This window comes from Acinetobacter sp. EKM10A (assembly GCF_011075215.1).
Classification (GTDB): domain Bacteria; phylum Pseudomonadota; class Gammaproteobacteria; order Pseudomonadales; family Moraxellaceae; genus Acinetobacter; species Acinetobacter baumannii.
Map to the genome: position 1 here is coordinate 182,424 of NZ_JAALLK010000005.1, position 17,278 is coordinate 199,701.

The 17,278-nt window shown below is 38.3% G+C and carries 17 protein-coding genes; 11 read left to right on the top strand and 6 right to left on the bottom strand.

Translation table 11 applies throughout. The features are described 5' to 3' along the window. Window positions 1-7 precede the first annotated feature (7 nt). From mreC to G9371_RS09030, 5 genes are all read left to right on the top strand, one after another. Window positions 8-865: a rod shape-determining protein MreC gene (mreC, locus tag G9371_RS09010; protein WP_001182997.1), complete on the top strand. Its 858-nt coding sequence runs from the start codon at window positions 8-10 to the stop codon at window positions 863-865. Further along, complete coding sequence (gene mreD / locus G9371_RS09015; protein WP_001121008.1) at window positions 852-1,343, top strand: rod shape-determining protein MreD; 492 nt, start codon at window positions 852-854, stop codon at window positions 1,341-1,343. The genes mreC and mreD overlap by 14 nt, the downstream gene beginning before the upstream one ends. Next, window positions 1,331-1,891 carry a Maf-like protein gene (locus G9371_RS09020; RefSeq protein WP_000940844.1) on the top strand — a complete coding sequence of 187 codons (561 nt, stop codon included), beginning with the start codon at window positions 1,331-1,333 and terminating at the stop codon, window positions 1,889-1,891. The genes mreD and G9371_RS09020 overlap by 13 nt, the downstream gene beginning before the upstream one ends. A 113-nt stretch (window positions 1,892-2,004) precedes the next feature. Then, the gene (gene rng / locus G9371_RS09025) at window positions 2,005-3,459 is read left to right on the top strand and encodes a ribonuclease G (protein ID WP_001288187.1); all 1,455 of its coding nucleotides are present in this window, start codon (window positions 2,005-2,007) and stop codon (window positions 3,457-3,459) included. Between the two features lie 139 nt (window positions 3,460-3,598). Next, a complete protein-coding gene (locus tag G9371_RS09030) occupies window positions 3,599-3,772 on the top strand; it encodes a PA1571 family protein (RefSeq protein WP_001103036.1) in 174 nt (57 codons plus the stop codon). A 29-nt stretch (window positions 3,773-3,801) separates the two neighbouring features. Here the strand turns inward: G9371_RS09030 and G9371_RS09035 are convergent, their stop codons facing one another. Together G9371_RS09035 and G9371_RS09040 are read right to left on the bottom strand one after the other, a co-directional pair. Then, window positions 3,802-5,187, bottom strand: coding sequence for a WS/DGAT/MGAT family O-acyltransferase (locus G9371_RS09035; protein ID WP_001247585.1), 1,386 nt, complete (start codon window positions 5,185-5,187; stop codon window positions 3,802-3,804). Window positions 5,188-5,358: 171 nt separating this feature from the next. Next, window positions 5,359-6,093: a phosphoadenylyl-sulfate reductase gene (locus G9371_RS09040; protein WP_029424809.1), complete on the bottom strand. Its 735-nt coding sequence runs from the start codon at window positions 6,091-6,093 to the stop codon at window positions 5,359-5,361. A gap of 184 nt (window positions 6,094-6,277) precedes the next feature. Between G9371_RS09040 and thrH the strand changes: the two genes are divergently transcribed. Further along, the gene (thrH, locus tag G9371_RS09045) at window positions 6,278-6,895 is read left to right on the top strand and encodes a bifunctional phosphoserine phosphatase/homoserine phosphotransferase ThrH (protein ID WP_000406996.1); all 618 of its coding nucleotides are present in this window, start codon (window positions 6,278-6,280) and stop codon (window positions 6,893-6,895) included. Between the two features lie 67 nt (window positions 6,896-6,962). Here thrH and G9371_RS09050 read toward each other — a convergent pair whose 3' ends face one another. Continuing rightward, window positions 6,963-8,468 (bottom strand): outer membrane protein transport protein, encoded by a 1,506-nt coding sequence (locus tag G9371_RS09050; protein WP_000768274.1) that lies wholly within the window; start codon window positions 8,466-8,468, stop codon window positions 6,963-6,965. Between the two features lie 598 nt (window positions 8,469-9,066). Beyond that, window positions 9,067-9,765 (bottom strand): NAD(P)H-dependent oxidoreductase, encoded by a 699-nt coding sequence (locus G9371_RS09055; RefSeq protein WP_002046722.1) that lies wholly within the window; start codon window positions 9,763-9,765, stop codon window positions 9,067-9,069. 163 nt (window positions 9,766-9,928) lie between these two features. Here G9371_RS09055 and G9371_RS09060 point away from each other — a divergent pair, with 163 nt between their 5' ends. Beyond that, window positions 9,929-10,963 carry an AraC family transcriptional regulator gene (locus G9371_RS09060; protein ID WP_029424808.1) on the top strand — a complete coding sequence of 345 codons (1,035 nt, stop codon included), beginning with the start codon at window positions 9,929-9,931 and terminating at the stop codon, window positions 10,961-10,963. A 42-nt stretch (window positions 10,964-11,005) separates the two neighbouring features. Here the strand turns inward: G9371_RS09060 and G9371_RS09065 are convergent, their stop codons facing one another. Then, window positions 11,006-11,998, bottom strand: a complete 993-nt coding sequence (locus G9371_RS09065) for a fatty acid desaturase family protein (protein WP_000993887.1) — start codon at window positions 11,996-11,998, stop codon at window positions 11,006-11,008. A gap of 106 nt (window positions 11,999-12,104) precedes the next feature. Beyond that, window positions 12,105-12,905 (bottom strand): PaaX family transcriptional regulator C-terminal domain-containing protein, encoded by an 801-nt coding sequence (locus tag G9371_RS09070; RefSeq protein ID WP_000799166.1) that lies wholly within the window; start codon window positions 12,903-12,905, stop codon window positions 12,105-12,107. Window positions 12,906-13,280: 375 nt separating this feature from the next. Between G9371_RS09070 and G9371_RS09075 the strand changes: the two genes are divergently transcribed. The 4 genes from G9371_RS09075 (at window position 13,281) to hchA (ending at window position 17,274) form a co-directional block, all read left to right on the top strand. Then, on the top strand, window positions 13,281-14,099 hold the full coding sequence (locus tag G9371_RS09075; protein ID WP_000426931.1) for an undecaprenyl-diphosphate phosphatase: 819 nt from the start codon (window positions 13,281-13,283) through the stop codon (window positions 14,097-14,099). 158 nt (window positions 14,100-14,257) lie between these two features. After that, window positions 14,258-15,151 carry an AraC family transcriptional regulator gene (locus G9371_RS09080; RefSeq protein ID WP_029424807.1) on the top strand — a complete coding sequence of 298 codons (894 nt, stop codon included), beginning with the start codon at window positions 14,258-14,260 and terminating at the stop codon, window positions 15,149-15,151. Between the two features lie 46 nt (window positions 15,152-15,197). Beyond that, entirely contained in the window at window positions 15,198-16,196 is a 999-nt protein-coding gene (locus G9371_RS09085) for an NAD(P)H-quinone oxidoreductase (RefSeq protein WP_029424806.1), read from the top strand. A 202-nt stretch (window positions 16,197-16,398) separates the two neighbouring features. Beyond that, window positions 16,399-17,274 carry a glyoxalase III HchA gene (hchA, locus tag G9371_RS09090; protein WP_001095768.1) on the top strand — a complete coding sequence of 292 codons (876 nt, stop codon included), beginning with the start codon at window positions 16,399-16,401 and terminating at the stop codon, window positions 17,272-17,274. Window positions 17,275-17,278: the final 4 nt, after the last annotated feature.

The following is a 17,278-nucleotide window of genomic DNA, read 5'->3' on the forward strand; positions in this document are numbered from 1 at the left end:
TTAGGCGGTGCAACCGAATATTTTTTCAAGACAGCCGCCATCTTTCCGCTCGTTCATTATTGCGGTCATTACATGCTTGGTGGTGCTGTTCTTTGATTGGCGCATGCCTTATGTAATTCAGCCAGCAAGGGATGTCTTGTACGCTGCATATAATCCAATTTATGCACTTGCAAGTTATCCGGTACTGTCGAGAGAATGGCTGAATCAACAAACTAAATCTGAAACACAACTGCGCCGTGAAAACACTGCAATGCAGGCTGAGCTATTACAGGCTCAGGTCCGCTTGCAGAAGCTGTCTGAATTATCTGCTGAAAATACCCGCTTACGTGGTTTACTCGATACACCATTAATTATTGATGGTCGTATGGAAATTGCGGAAGTGATTGGGACAGATGCCGATCCGCTTCGTCACATTATCATTATCAACCGTGGTGCAATGGATCATCTTAAAGTTGGTCAAACGGTTCTGGATGATAAAGGGATTATGGGGCAAATTATCAATGTATATCCTCATAGTTCACGTGTGATGCTGCTTTCTGACAAAGAGCATTCTCTATCTGTTCGTTTAGAGCGTACAGGTATGCGTGCAATTGTCTCGGGTACTGGTGATTTAGGCCGTTTGAAAATGGAATATGTGCCAACGAGTGCAAATATTCAGGTCGGCGATAAAGTATTAAGTTCAGGCTTAGGTGAGCATTTTCCAGCAGGTTATGCCGTGGGTACGGTGGCTAAAATCCGTCGCCATAATTCAGGTGAGTTTGCTGAAATTGATGTTACACCAGCAGCACAATTAGCAACTGGTCATCATGTTGTTGTACTTTTCTCTGACTCATTAGCGAAGGAGCAACCATATGCCGATCGCTAAGTTGAAACGTGAGAAGCGTAAAGATCCATTATGGGGAATTATTCTCTCTATAATTGTGGGGTCTGTCCTCATGATCTATCCACTATCTTACGACATCTCGGGCTGGCGACCATTGTTCATGCTTATGATTATGTTGTTTTGGGTTGTGTGCCAGCCAACATGGTGTGGGGTGTGGTTCGCATTTGGTATGGGGATTTTTACAGATCTATTGCTTGATGCACCTTTAGGATTAAATGCACTGAGTTTTGTTATTGTCACGTTTATTACCCGATTTTTAATACGCGAACGCCGTATTTTGACTTTTGGTAATTTATGGACAATTGCTACATTGGTGATTATTGCTCACTTAGCGTTTATGTGGGTGACTCAAACGATGGGGGGCATTCATTTTTCGATTGCTCGACATTGGCAACCATTGATGACAAGTATCTTAACTTGGCCTGTTGTCTATTATTGTTTAGCAAAATGGCGCATTTAGTTTTAGCTTCTAGTTCTCCGCGTCGGAGAGAGTTGTTGCAACAACTGGGCTTAAATTTTGAAATCTATAGCCCTGATATTGATGAATCTGTTCATGAAGGTGAGCTGGTTCACCAATATGTAGAGCGGTTAGCGAGAGAAAAAGCCCAAGCTGTATTAAACATTTTTCCAGATTCAGTGATTATTGCAGCAGATACGAGCCTTGGGCTGGATGGTCAGATTATTGGTAAACCTGACTCAAAGCAGCATGCCTTTGACATCTGGAAACAATTATCTGGTCGTTGGCATGATGTATTTTCCGGAATTTGTATTGCAACACAGCAACAAATCTTAAGTGAGGTGGTGCAGACCCAAGTTGAGTTTGCATCTTTAACTACGCAAGATATGGAAGATTACTGGGCCACAGGAGAACCTGTAGGGAAGGCCGGTGCATATGCAATTCAAGGAATTGCTTCACAATATATTCCCAAAATTCAAGGAAGTTATAGTAATGTGGTAGGGCTTCCTTTGTACGAATTTTCACAGTTATTCAAAAGAGTGAAGACATAAGGGGTTGTTGATAATTCTTGATTGAATTGCATTGTCGATGAACAATGGACAAAGCTACATTAACAGTCCCTCTGACTCTTTAATAAAAATTTTATAATGCTTTGAGTTTATGTATGTCAGAAGAACTACTTATTAATGTCACACCTATGGAGTGTCGGGTGGCATTAATCGAAAATGGAACTGTTAATGAGCTGTATGTTGAACGTACAGTTAAACGTGGACTTGTCGGCAATATCTACAAAGGTAAAGTTGTACGTGTGCTTCCGGGTATGCAAGCGGCCTTTGTTGATATCGGTTTATCCAGAACGGCCTTTTTGCATATTAATGATATGGTTTGGCCACGTTCACAGCCAACTCCAAATGTGTTTGAACTACTTCATCCAGGGCAGATTCTTACCGTTCAGGTGATGAAGGATATGCTCGGTACTAAAGGCGCTCGCCTGAGCACAGATCTTTCAATTCCTTCTCGCTATTTAGTTCTTATGCCATATGGTAACCATATTGGTGTTTCTCAGCGCATTGAGTCTGAAGAAGAGCGTGATCGGCTACGTAATATTATTGAGAGCATTCAGGCGGAGCATAATTTACCCGGTAGCGTAATTGTTCGTACTGCTGCTGAAGGGGTAGATGAAGCCGAAATAGCACAAGATATGTGCTACCTCAGTAAGTTATGGGAATATATTCAGCGTAAGCAAGTTGATGTGGCAGTACCTTCCTTAATTTTTGAGGAACTACCGCTACCGCAACGAATTATCCGTGATCTGGCAAGTGAAGAAACCGCAAAGATTTATGTCGATTCGAGAGAGATTCATGGAAAACTGCGTGAGTTTGTAGATGAGTTTGTTCCGAATATGCAAAGTCGCCTGATTCATTACCCGGGTGAGCGTCCATTATTTGATCTTTACAACGTTGAAGAAGATATCCAAAAAGCACTGCAAACACGTGTTGCTTTAAAGTCTGGCGGTTATTTAATGATTGACCAGACTGAGGCGATGACCACAATAGATGTCAATACAGGCTCTTATGTTGGTGGCCGTAGCCTTGAAGACACTGTCTTTAAGACCAACATGGAAGCGACTCAGGTGATTGCGCGTCAGCTTAGACTACGAAATCTAGGCGGCATTATCATTATTGATTTTATTGACATGCAAGAAGCGATTCATCGTGAAGAAGTGATGCGTCAATTTGAAAAAATGCTTGAACGTGATCATGCCAAGACCAAAATCACACAGGTTTCTGAACTTGGTCTGGTAGAAATGACACGTAAACGTACACGTGAATCATTAGAACACTTGTTATGTGAATCGTGTCCAACGTGTCAGGGGCGTGGTTTTGTCAAAACTGCAGAGACAGTGTGTTACGAAATATTTCGAGAGATATTACGCTACACCCGTGCATTTGAGTCTACGAGTGGCTTTACTGTCGTTGCTCATCCATCTGTGATTGACCGATTATTAACAGCAGAAGCACCTGCAGTGGCGGATTTAGAGCATTTTATCAACAGAGTTATTAAATTTCAGGTCGAAAATTTATATACGCAAGAGCAATACGATATCATTTTAAGTTAAAGTTGTAACAAGATATCGCTTAATCCTTGTTACAACTGAAATTTTACTTTCATTCATGAATTTTAAATACTACTTACATACAGTAGCCCTAGACGTTCTCCCTATTAAACGTCTTAGCAAACAATAAGAGGTATAACCCATGAATGTAAGTGAAAACTTAATTAGCAACGGTCTTAAACATGTTTTAGAAAGCACGCCAGTCAATAGCTGCTATATGTTGAATGACCAAGGTAAAGAAGTACCAATCACAACTGCAATGATTCGTTCAGTATGTCATCAGTTGCTTAACCAGTGCCGCGCAATTAAAAAATAAGGGGCCATTTTAAAGCCCCTTAATTTTTCCTAACTCGCTGAATGATGTTTCAGCTGTTTCTCTTCAATAATTTCTTCAAACCGTTGAATCTCATCTTCAAGATGCGTTAAAAGGTTTTGCATTTTAGGTAAAGCATTTCGACATGCTGTTAAACCTACTTCAAGCTTATCCAGATAGCTTGTCATTGTAATATTGAGCGCTTGCCCGTCCATGACAATAGAAGCAGGGTAGAGTGCATCTAATTTCGCCCCATTCCAATAAAGCGGCTCACGTGGGCCAGGTACATTGGAAATCACTAAATTGAATGCCTGACGCTTAGGAAGCATCCCAGACATGATGTTAAGTCCAGCTGGACCATAAACAACAGCGCTATAGTTTAAAATCTCATTCGCGGTCATGCGGCTAAAGCGTTGCTTTGAATTTTGCATACTACGACGAATGATTTCGAGCCGCTCTAGAGGTTGGTCTTTATGGGTTCCTAAATTTGCCAAAATCATGGTAATACGATTGCTCACGTCAGAGTCATCTGTGCGTAGGGAAGCAGGAACCATGGCAATAAGAGGCTTTTTAGGCAGGCTGTTGTGACTAATCAGATATTCACGTAATGCCCCAGAACACACAGCAAGTACGACGTCATTGATCGTTACACCAAGCGCTTTAGAAATTTTTCTAAGACGGCTTAATTCAAAAGATTGAGCTGCAAAGCGACGTGAAGCACTTACACGTTGATTTAAAATTGAAACCGGAGCCTGAAAGGTGGAGACATAATCAGGATTTTTACCCATTTCTTTAAAAATGGTTTGCGATAATTCCTGCATGACTTTAGGGGTCACCTCAAGCTGTGATTTGATACCACCTAAAATACTTTTGATCTTACTTGTGCTTGGTTTTGGTACTTTTAAGCGTTTTGTTCTTTTACTTTCTACACACCAAAGTGGAACCACATGTTTTTCTTGTGGTGTTTTTGACAGAGACTTCTCAATTAAGCGCATGCCTGCAACACCATCAACCATGGCATGATGAATCTTAAAGTACATCGCGAAACGATTGCCTTCGATCCCTTCAATAATGTCACACGTCCAAAGTGGTTTTGCACGATCAATTAAAGAGCTGTGCTGCTGGGAAATATAAACCAGTAATTCACGAATCCGGCCAGGATGAGGCAAGGCAATATGGCGAAAATGGTGGTCGATATCGAACTCTTCATCTTCATCCCAAAATAGACCATTTAAACGGTTATTGAAGGGTGGAACAGGAATACTTTTAGATTGGCGAATTTCTTCTACTAAATCGTGAACGAAAGTTTCAGGGGCATTTTCAGGTATTTCAAATAAAAACAATCCGCCAACATGCATCGGTTGTTGTCTTTTTTCTAGTGATAGAAAAATAAAATCAATAGGGTGTAATGGACGCATAACTCGTTGTGCCTCATGCTTTTTTCTAAGAAGCCCTTAACTGAGCTCTTATTAGAATTATAGAACCGTAAATTTAGTATATAGCGTTTATTACAGATTAAATATGACTTTGTGTACGAGATATAACTGTAAAAAAAACCACTGATTCATCAGTGGTTTTTTTATACCGAACTATTTTTTCAAGTTACCTGCATGTAAGCCACATTCTTTTTGTGTTGCTTCTTCCCACCACCAACGGCCTTCACGTTCATGTTGATTTGGAAGTATTGGACGTGTACATGGCTCACAACCAATCGAAACAAAACCACGCTCGTGTAGAGGGTTATATGGAATTTCCATCATGCGGATATAACTCCACACATCGGCGCTAGACCAGTTCGCGAGCGGATTATATTTAATGAGTTGCTTACCCGGACCAGAGAAGCCTGCATCAGCTTGTACCACTGGAATTTCAGTACGTGTACCAGGGCTTTGATCTTTACGCTGACCTGTAATCCAGCCATCTAAGGTCGCTAGTTTCTTACGTAAAGGTTGAACTTTTCGAATGCCACAGCATTCTTGATGTCCATCTTTAAAGAAACTAAATAAGCCTTTTTCATTCACCATGCTTTGCACAGCTTCCGCATCAGGGAAACAAATCTCGATATTAATATTGTAGTGCTTACGAACAGTTTCAATAAATTGATAAGTTTCAGGGTGTAGACGGCCTGTATCAAGACTAAAAACACGGAAAGGTTTACCTAAACGTGAAGCCATATCAATTAAGACTACATCTTCTGCTCCTGAGAACGAAATTGCGATCTCACCTTGTTGGCTTAATGCAAGTTCTAAAATCTCGCGCGGACTTTTAGCTGCATATTCAGCCGCGAGAGCATCAACGATATCAATAGTCGGAATAACGGTCATGGGTGTTCCTGGCAAAAGGCTTGGGCGCATTGAGTTATGAAAAATATTCTAAAGGATAGTGAATAAATTGCTTAGCACTTTAATTTCGATCCTTATGAATAAAATTGATTTGATCAATAACAACGCAAAACTGAAAATCTTAATGGTATGATACAGCAATTTTTAACCAACGTTGGAAGCATTCATGGAAATCGTATGCCTAGATCTTGAGGGAGTTTTAGTTCCTGAAATTTGGATCAATTTCGCAAAAAAAACAGGGATTAAAGAACTAGAAGCAACAACTCGTGATATTCCGGATTATGATGTTTTAATGACTCAGCGTCTGAATATCCTAAAACAACACGGTTTAGGCTTAAAAGACATCCAAGAAGTTATTGCCGAGATGGGGCCACTACCAGGTGCAAAAGAGTTTGTTGAATGGGTGAGCAATCATTTCCAGCTGGTCATTCTGTCGGATACTTTCTATGAGTTTGCCCATCCTTTAATGAAACAATTAGGCTGGCCAACAATTTTCTGTCATAAATTAGAGACAGATGAAAATGGTATGATTACCGCTTATAAACTTCGCCAGCCTGACCAAAAACGTGAGTCGGTTAAAGCACTACATGGTTTGAATTTCCGTGTGATTGCAGCAGGTGATTCATATAACGATACAACGATGCTTGGTGAAGCCGACCATGGTTTTTTGTTTGATGCACCTGCAAATGTTATTGCAGAGTTTCCGCAGTTTCCTGCAATCAATGGTTATGATGCATTAAAAGAAGCAATCCGTTCAGTTTCACAGCGCAATATTCCGGCTTAAGAAAGAACAAATGGACAATAAAAAAGGCGCTTATAGCGCCTTTTTTATTTAGATTGGTTTTTGAAACTTAGAATTTATAACCAAGTTTTAAACCGTAAGCGATAGCATCGTTATCAGAGAAGTCTGCAACATATTGATCACTACCTGCTTGTGCACCTGTTTGAGCTTTCGCATCACCCAACCAGAAGTATTTTACACCACCAGCAATGAAAGTTTGTGGAGTAGGGCTATATTGAACACCTAAACCTACGTTCCAGTAACCTTCTGTTGGTCCTAATGTTGTTACAGGATTACCTGCACCAGAGTCCCAACCTACAGAGACATTACCAGCCCATTTATCATTAAGTTTACGGCCTACACCAGCGTTCACAGACCATTGATCATCAGAATATTCCACTAGGTTGAAGCCATTTGGACGACGTGGATCTGCTAATGGACCAACTACTTTTGAAAGTTGGCCAAACTTATATGGTTGAATTGAGAAGTCTTTCCAGTTCACCCAACGTACGTTAGCAAAAGCAACAGTATTAGCCATGATACCTGTTTGGAAATCAAAGTTTACTGATTGAGGAGTCGTAATTGTTGTATCTGCTGAACTATTAGCAATCGCCGCCGCCGCCGCATCTTGTCCTAGAAGTGATAAAGCTGGAAGAGTTGGTATTTTTTCGCGAATATTTACATCATGATCAATTTCAGAACGATAAGTTAAGGAAGCTTTAAGTGCAATTTCAGGAATTTGATAAGCAACACCAGCTAACCAACCTGCACCGCCTGTTTCTTTAATATCTGCATCATAACCATTATAAATACTATATGCTTGTCCGCGGAGACTCACATTTCCTTTTACTGTTTGATATACACCACCTGCGTAGATATTCCAGTTTTGAGTGGGTTGAAAACCAAATACAAAAGATAAGTTTTGAGTATCAACTTTAACTTTTGTATTACCAGTTCCAAGTAGCCCATTGATTTGTTTTATACCAGCATCAACTTTTGCGGCAACACCTTGTTTTACACCTGCATCAATAGCTGCTTTAGTTGCAGGATTGCTATTGTAAGCTGTCAATGTTGCTGCAAATTGGGCTTTACCCTCTGGAGTAGATAAATTTACTCCTTGAGCTTGTAGAGCTGCTCCAACACGTTGATCAGCTGTCAAATTATTAAAAGTTGTATCTATTGTACTTGTGCGGATAGCATCTAATGCGGCTGGCGCTAAAATAGTATTAGATGGATCAGAAACAAATACGTTTTGGCCGCTATACTCAGCGTCAGCTCCAAATGGTTGATCGTAAAGTAAACCAAAAGAGAACTTATCAGTAAGCTGTAATTTCAATGCAGCGTTAGGAAAGTAATAATCATTCCCCATATCACTAATATCACGGCGTGTTGCACTTACTCCAGCTTCTTTACCAGCTACATCAGGGTCTAAAACCGAAATACCCGCCTCAAAATAGTTGTTAGGCTGTAAGAACGCAGACATTGACTGTCCAGAGCGATCTAAAGCTGCTGCAAAAACCCCAGTTGCAGGCAGCGTTGCTAAAATCATTGCAGTGCTCAGATGTTTTAATTTCATTTTTAATCTTTCCTTGAACTTCAAGACATTTTTTTAAAAGTAACAGAGTTAAACCGTTTAAACTGTGTTGCCTTCAGTGCTTTGAATTACAAGTTTCAAAGCATTGATAACTCCATGTAACAAAAATAGCATAATTACACTAAGAGTAAATCTGTTCTATGAACTGCAGAGTACTCACTTTTTATACAAAAAATGGCAATAATGAATGAAATATGAAGGAATATTTTTGTTGTTTAATTAATTTAAATAATTGATATTTATATTTTTTATCTATTATTAAAGCTGCTTGTTTTTATGACATTTTTGTCATAAATCCAAGAAAAATGGTCAAAGATTTTTTTGTAAAAATATGAATTGATTGATTATGAAATGAGTATTGGTCATCATTTTTAATGGATAAGTCTAGTTTCTCTACACATGTATATTATTGATTCGATTTTATATTGTTATTTGCTGGATAAAAATTGAGAGTATTTTCTTTACTATTTGGTCAATTTTTTTGAGAAATTAATTGCTGGATTTAAGCTTGCTTTATTTAAAGGATAACCGAAATAGAAAAGAAATCGGTTATCGCGCCTTTTAGATTTAAAACATAGCATTAGAGGGGATATAACTTTTCATCAAATTCTTCAAGTTTAGGAAATTTTAAGGCTTCAAGTTGGTCAAGGTGAGTGAGATACGTGACATAGTCTTCAAGAATAGTTTCACGCGCTTCTTGACTAATGTAAGGTACATGGTAGGCAATGAATGGAGGAAGAACTTCAAAGCCAGTATAAGCCAAAGTACCGCGTTGAATCGGTGATAGATAATGTTCAATTGGTCCGTGAATAGAATTTTCCCCAAACATATGTGTTCTACCACCGAGTGTTAAACAGAGCATTGCTTTTTTACCTGCCATGCCACCATGATTGTAAAACCGCTTACCCCCATAAAAAAGTCCAGAGACAAATACACGATCAATCCAGCCTTTTAAAATTGCTGGAACAGAAGTCCAATAAAGCGGAAAGTTCAAGATTACTAGATCGGCACGGTTTACTTTGTCAATTTCTGCTTGAATATCAGGAGCCAATAGTTGTTGTTTTGTGGCATTTCGCTGTTCTAATGCATAGTTAAAATAATCAGGTTGATTGAGTTCTAAAAAATCTTGCTTAGAGGCCACAGGATTAAACTGCATTGCATATAAATCGGAAATTTCTACTTGATGGCCCAATTTTTTAAAGGTTTGCTGTGCTGTCGTTTTTAGGGAAGTTGTAAAAGACAGAGGTTCTGGATGAGCATGAACAATCAGGATATTCATAGTGTCTTTACTCTTAAAGATAAGATTAGTTTTTAGTGGAATGTCGGAGAGTTAAGTCAGTTTGTCTTAAGTGACTATGCCTGAATTTAAAAGCATGGCATAGTTCATGAACTGACAGTTTTTACCATTTAACGCCACAATTACGCTTTCTAGTGGGCCGCTCATGACTCCAGAATTACCCGGAACTTATATTAATTTATTAGCAGAGATCGTTAAGCGCAGAGGTGGCTCTTGTGAGCAGTTTTTAGAGGGTAGTGGAGTAACACCGGAACAATTAAAAAAACCGTATTGGTATGTTGAGTTTAATACCTTAAATAACTTACTTGAGCATGCGATTCAACTCACTCATGAGCCAGCATTAGCGGGTTATTTGGCATTGGAAATGAAAGCTTCTTGTTATGGTTCTGTTGGTATGGCAGCCATGGTGGCTGCAAATCTTGGAGAGGCTTTAAAAATATTTGAACAATTTATTGGTGCGCGTTGTGATGCATTTAAACCCGAGTTAAAGCAAGAGCAAGATGATGTTTACTGGTCTATTCATCAACCTTTAAAAAGTTTTCAATTAAGTTCAGATGCGACTATTTTTTTGTTGTTAGGTTTTATTCACATCGCAAAACATCTAACAGGGTTATCTGCTTTAGGTACAGTGCAATTGAATATGCCCGAACCACTAGGTTTTTCAAAAATAAAAGATAAATTAGGGGTAAGTTGTTTATTTGAGCAAAAACATAATATTTGGATTTTTCCAAAAGAATATTTAATGCAGCCTGTACTCACGGCTGATCCTATGCTGGCACCTTTACTGAAAGCACAGTGTAAAAAAGATATTGATAAATTGAAGTTACGAAGTGGATGGAAAGCAGAAATTAGCCAAGTAATAAAAAAATTATTGATCAATAGTCAGGGGGAAATATTAAAAGTTAAGCAAGTTGCCCAAATGATGAATATGTCAGAACGTAGCCTACAGCGGTATTTGGCAATAGAGAATACAAGCTTTTCAGCATTAGTTGATTTAACTCGAAAGCAATATGCACAAGAACTTTTGCAAAATAGTTTAATGTCAATTGAAGCTGTGGCATTAAGTTTAGGCTATGCCGATACACCCCATTTCACTCGTGCATTTAAGCGCTGGATGGGTGTAACACCGAAGTATTATCAAACTCAGTTAAAACTAAAAAATTTAGATATAAGTGAATAATCAAGAAGACCACAAATTTGAAAGTGGTCTTCTAACCCTATTTTAATTTGTTAACTCTTGTTTTGATGAAAGTGTATGGATTACTTCAAAATAGCTCGGTGGAGTGGGCACATGCCCACGTTCTCTTAATATTTTGTGCATACGCGGTAATTTAAAATATGGAACAGATGCCATTAAATGATGTTCCATATGGTAATTGACGTGAATAGGAGCTACAAAGCTTCTTGCAATCCAACCTGCACGTGTGGTGCGAGTGTTAGTTAAAGCAGTATTGCTGGTTTGCATACCTGCATGTTCTGCCATTGAACGAATTCTTAAAAATAATGGAAATGGTGTCAAATAAGCCAAAGGCCATAACCAATAAAAACGTTGTTGACCACAAGCTTTTAAAACACCATAAAGTACTAGGTTGGTTGCAATAGCGCCTGTACTGTTTTTTGCAATACTCTTTGCATAGTCAACGAAATTTTTATCACTGCGGTCTAACCAGATTTGATCATTGGCTACAGTCCATTTCATGACATCAAGATCCATCAACAAGCGGCCTAAGCTAAACTTTAATCCGGTTATACCGGTTAAGTCGCGTAAGAATTTACGAGTAAGAGATTTTTTACTGACAGGAAAGCCTGCAACTAAAGAAAGATCTGGGTCATCCGGTGTAGATGTTTTTGCGTGATGACGAACATGGTGTACACGATATTTTTGTAGGTCGTTCCAGATTGGGCGGGCACATAGCCACTCCCCAACGAAATCATTTATTTTCTTATTTTTGAATAAACTTTTATGGGATGCATCGTGCATTAAAATTGCGAGGCATAACTGACGGCCAGCTAAAACAGTTAGAGCAAGCATACATGCTAATAATTTCCCCCAACTCGGTAAGTAATCCCACATCATAATTAAGCTGGCAAATGTTCCTCCAATAACAGCCCATGTGCTAGCAACGGCCCAAGCGCCATATGCATCTGAAGGTTCTGTAAGCTCTTGTATTTCTTCTCTGCTAAATAGATCGGTAACACTCACCTGTGCATTCATTTTTATTCTCCCAAATTAGAGTTTGGTATCCATATTTTATATTACAAATATAGTCATAAAAATTTAAAAAGTGAAATATTTGTTTGTAAAAAAATAAATCAGATGGCTATAAATTTAATTCCTGTTCATATATTTTTTTCCAAAGTTTCTGGCCAATTGCATCTAGTTGCTGTACATCTTGAGCAAATTGATTACGAGCAGATTCATTTACAAATGGTGCGGGTAATAATGGGTCATTCATGAGTAAGGCAATTGTTTCCCTTCCTAAAAGAAGTGCCTTGACTGCTGCATCGTTTAAAGGGGAGTGAGCATAATTTTCAAGCCAGTGTGTAATATCTCGGCTATACATTTCATAATTTTTTTCGAGTTGTTTGGTATCCCATAAAGAAAAAATTTGCTTAAGCGTTGTTGAGTCGACATGTTGAATAATACAAATTTTTGCTTCTTTCTCTAGCCCTGCTAAAACAAGCTCATCACAGGTTTTTTCAAAGCTATAAGCTAAATTGTCTGGGCGGATATAAATACCAGTTTCCAGCTCTTTAAAACCAAATTGACGAAGTGCACGTTCCCGTTTTTTTAGTGCTGTTCGGTCTATGCGGCCTAAGGTTCCTGTAAATACGGCAAGATAATGCTGCTGCCATTCTTTAGTTTGTTTAATTCCATTTTTACGATTGAGAATAACTTTTGCCCAATCTTTTGCAGATGGAGAAAGTTGATAGATTCCGCGTTCTACGCTCTGGATCATACCTTCATTTAACAAGCGTGTTGTCGCAACTCGAATACCATTTTCACTTAAGTTAAAAAGTTTAGCTGCAACCAAAATTTGTTTGATACTGAGCTGAGGATAAGCGGAAGAAAGAAAGAGGTCGATAATAAGATGACGTGCGTTAATTTTGGTATTTTTCATTCAGTCTGAATTTTTGATATGAGTTATATTTAATTGGAATAATAACATGTTTTTTTAAGGACTTTTTAAGATGATTTTCTAAACTCATCTATTGTAAAAGACTTATCTATAACAAAAGAAAATTTGGCCATTTTTAACCAAGTTTTATCTTTTTTAACCAAGTTTTATCTTTTTACGATAGTTAACCTAAGTTTGTCATTATGATGTGATACATTATCGCACTTTAAATAAACTGCCTTTCACTAGAGGCAATAACCACAAATGCTAGAAATGATCTGATATTGAACACGAGTTCGGCCAAATAAAAGGCTAACTGTGGCGATAAAATAAATTTTAGATCGTTCTAGTGATTAACTAACTTTCTTTGAGCAAGTTATGGAAAATTTTGAAGTTATAAAAGCACTGTTTCTAGGCTTTGTTGAAGGCTTAACTGAATTTTTACCTATTTCGAGTACTGGTCATTTAATTTTATTTGGTCATATTATCGATTTCCATTCAGATGGCGGTCGTGTCTTTGAAGTAGTGATCCAGTTAGGTGCTATTCTGGCAGTGTGTTGGTTATATCGTCAGAAAATCATTAACTTAATCAAAGGTTTTTTTAGTGGTGATGTCGAGTCACGCCATTTTGCCATTAGTGTCTTAATTGCTTTTTTCCCGGCAGTGATTATTGGCGTTTTAGCTGTAGACTTTATTAAAAGTGTTTTATTTAGCCCAATTGTGGTTGCGATTGCTCTGATTGTCGGCGCGCTTATTATTTTCTGGGTTGAATCTAAACAATTTGAACATAAAACGGATGATGCGACCAAGATCACGTTTAAACAGGCGCTTTTAGTTGGTCTGGCTCAATGTGTTGCGATGATTCCTGGGACTTCTCGTTCTGGTGCGACAATTGTAGGCGGGATGTTTGCAGGCTTGTCTCGTAAAGCTGCAACAGAGTTTTCGTTTTTCCTTGCAATGCCGACCATGCTGGGTGCAGCAACTTTTGACCTAATTAAAAATGCTGATGTGTTGACTTCAGACAATATGGTTAATATTGGAGTGGGTTTTGTTGCTGCATTTATTGCTGCTTTGTTGGTTGTAAAAGCACTCGTACTCTTCGTTGAGCGTCATACATTACGTGTATTTGCATGGTATCGAATTGTATTAGGTGTAATTATCCTAATTGCTGCTATGTTCTTTAACTTATCTGCTTAATAGTCAGGTTAAGGATAAAAACCTAGAGAAATCTAGGTTTTTTTATGCCTAAAAATAGCTTTAACTTGCTTATTTATACAAAGTACTACCAAGAAATACTTTTTCCTTTTAGTTTGATTGATATAGTAAATCTTAAATAGCCCGTAAAAAATAAAGCAATGCAACAGAATGACTTGACGAAAAGTTTGGTAGAGGCTTTTTTGTATTTGGCTCCTCAAGAGGGGTTATATCCCACTCATATTTCAAATATCACCCTGATGAGGGTAGATCATTCCACACAGCCGGTTGCCGTATTGCAAGAGCCTTCCATTGTTTTAGTCATTCAGGGTGTAAAACGGGCTTATATTGGAAAAGATATTTTTAAGTTTCAACAAGGCCAGTGTTTATTTATCTCAATTGCTATTCCTTTTGATTGCGATACGTTGGTTGAGCGTGAACCAATGCTTGCAATTGCGATTAAATTTGAACCTCAAATGATGGCTGAGCTGGCGACTAAAATGGATAAAGAGCAGCGACCACTTATAGAAGATTTTGATAACAAAGAGATAAAACTGAGCTGTGGTTTAAATATTATTGAAATGAACTCGGTTATATCTGATGTTGCTTTACGCTTGTTGAACTTACTTCGTTCCAAGCAAGATACTGCAATCTTAGGAGAGCAGGTGAAACGCGAACTTATTTATCGGGTTTTACAAGCTGGCGGTAGTGATTTTATCCAGAACCTTTCGGCTATTATGAGCCGAACTGGAGTGATTTATACGATTTGTGAAATTATTCAAAGAGATTATTATCGTAACTTAACGGTTCAGGAGTTGGCTAAACAAGCAGGAATGAGCGTTTCGCTTTTTCATCAAGCTTTTAAGAAAGTTACCAACTATTCTCCATTACAGTACATCAAAATTACTCGGTTACATAAGGCACGTGATCTAATCCTAAATAACCAAATGGGCGTTGCAGAAGCTGCCTATGAGGTAGGATATGTGAGTGCCTCACAGTTTAGTCGAGAGTTTAAGCGGCTGTTTGGAGTTCCACCTAAATTATCAACAAACTAAAGTAAATCAACACGTCTTAAATATAAACCAAACATGGAGCATATCAATGAATCTTCCGACAACCATGAAAATTGTTGAAATTACGGTTCCTGGCGGACCTGAGGTTTTAAAACTTCAAGATTCAAATGTTCCGGTACCTCAAGCTGATGAAGTTTTAATTGAGGTTAAAGCCGCTGGAATTAACCGCCCTGATGTCTTACAGCGTATGGGGTTATATCCAATGCCTAAAGGGGTTACTCAAATCCCTGGACTTGAAGTCGCCGGAGTAGTGGTTGCTGTGGGTGAGCAAGTGCAACAGTTTAAAGTCGGGGACAAGGTTTGTGCTTTAACCAATGGTGGCGGGTATGCAGAATACTGTGCGGTAACTGCAACTCAAGTATTACCAATACCTGAGAATTTATCATTTACTCAAGCTGCTGTGATTCCAGAAACTTTTTTTACGGTATGGGCAAATCTATTTGATATTGGCCGTTTAAAGAAAGATGAAACTGCCCTGATTCATGGTGGGGCAAGTGGGATCGGAACCACTGCTTTAGCGATTTGCCATGCTTTAGGGATTAAAACTTTTGCTACGGTTGGTAGTGAAGATAAAGTTGAAGCACTCTCTGACTTAACCACAGCAATTAATTATAAAACCCAAGATTTTGAGCAGGAAATTTTGAACCATACTCAAGAACAAGGTGTTGATGTTATTTTGGATATTGTGGGTGGTTCTTATTTTCAGAAAAACTTAAATCTATTAAAACGTGATGGCCGACTTGTCATTATTGGCTTTATGGGAGGTCGAATTGCAAAAGAATTTGATTTACAAAAACTGATTTTAAAACGTGCCACAATTACAGGCTCAACGATGCGAGCGCGTAATAGCCAAGAAAAAGCACAGATTGCTCAATCTTTACATGAACATGTGTGGCCGTTATTGGCAGAAGGTAAATGTTTACCACAAATCTATAAAACCTATGCTTTTTCAGATGTACAAAGTGCTCATGCATGTATGGAGCAGGGCGACCATATTGGAAAGATCGTTTTAGAGATGAATGCTTAATCTTATCTGTGACAGTTTAGGTGAATGACATGTTTGCCTAAACTGAAATTTTATAATTATTAATTGTGCCTATTTCTATATAAAAATTGCCAAATTCTATTGGCTTGTTGCACCTGTTTCTTGATCTGAATATACATTTAATAAGAAATAATAACTGTCTTAAAGCTGTTATTTCGCTCTTCAATTCTAAAGGATGGTAACCATGAATACCCCAGCATCAAATGATAAAAATCCAACTCCAGATTTGGCAGAAGATAATGCGTTCTTCCCATCACCATATTCACTGAGTCAATATACTTCTCCTAAAACAGATTACGATGGCACAACCTATCCAACGCCGTATGCGGGCAATAAAAAGGTCTTAATGATTGCAACTGATGAACGCTATATCCAGATGCAAAACGGTAAGTTCTTTTCTACCGGAAACCATCCAGTAGAAATGCTTTTGCCAATGTTCCATTTAGATAATGCTGGTTTTGAAATTGATGTTGCGACACTTTCAGGTAATCCAGCCAAACTTGAAATGTGGGCAATGCCAAAGCAAGAACAAGTGGTATTAGATACTTTCCAGAAATATGCAGATAAATTAAAAAATCCGTTAAAACTTGCCGATATTTTAGAAAATGTAGTCGGTGAAAACTCTCCATATGCGGCTGTATTTATTCCGGGTGGGCATGGTGTGTTAGCGAAGATTCCGCATAGCCTTGAAGTGAAGAAAGTTCTTAAATGGGCAGTTGAACAAGACAAATTTATTATTACGTTATGTCATGGTCCAGCTTCGTTACTGGCTGCCGCAGTAGATGAACAGCCTGAGAATTATATTTTTAAAGATTATCAAATTTGTGTATTCCCTGACTCGTTAGATAAGGGAGCGAATATTGATATTGGTTACATGCCTGGAGCTTTACCGTGGTTAGTCGGTGAAAATCTTGAAAAACTCGGTGTGAAGATTTTGAACACTGGCATTACTGGTCAATGTCATCGAGACCGTAAATTGTTAACGGGCGATAGTCCGCTTGCTTCTAATAATTTAGGCAAACTTGCAGCTGAAACATTGCTGGCTGAAGTGAAGGATTAATTAA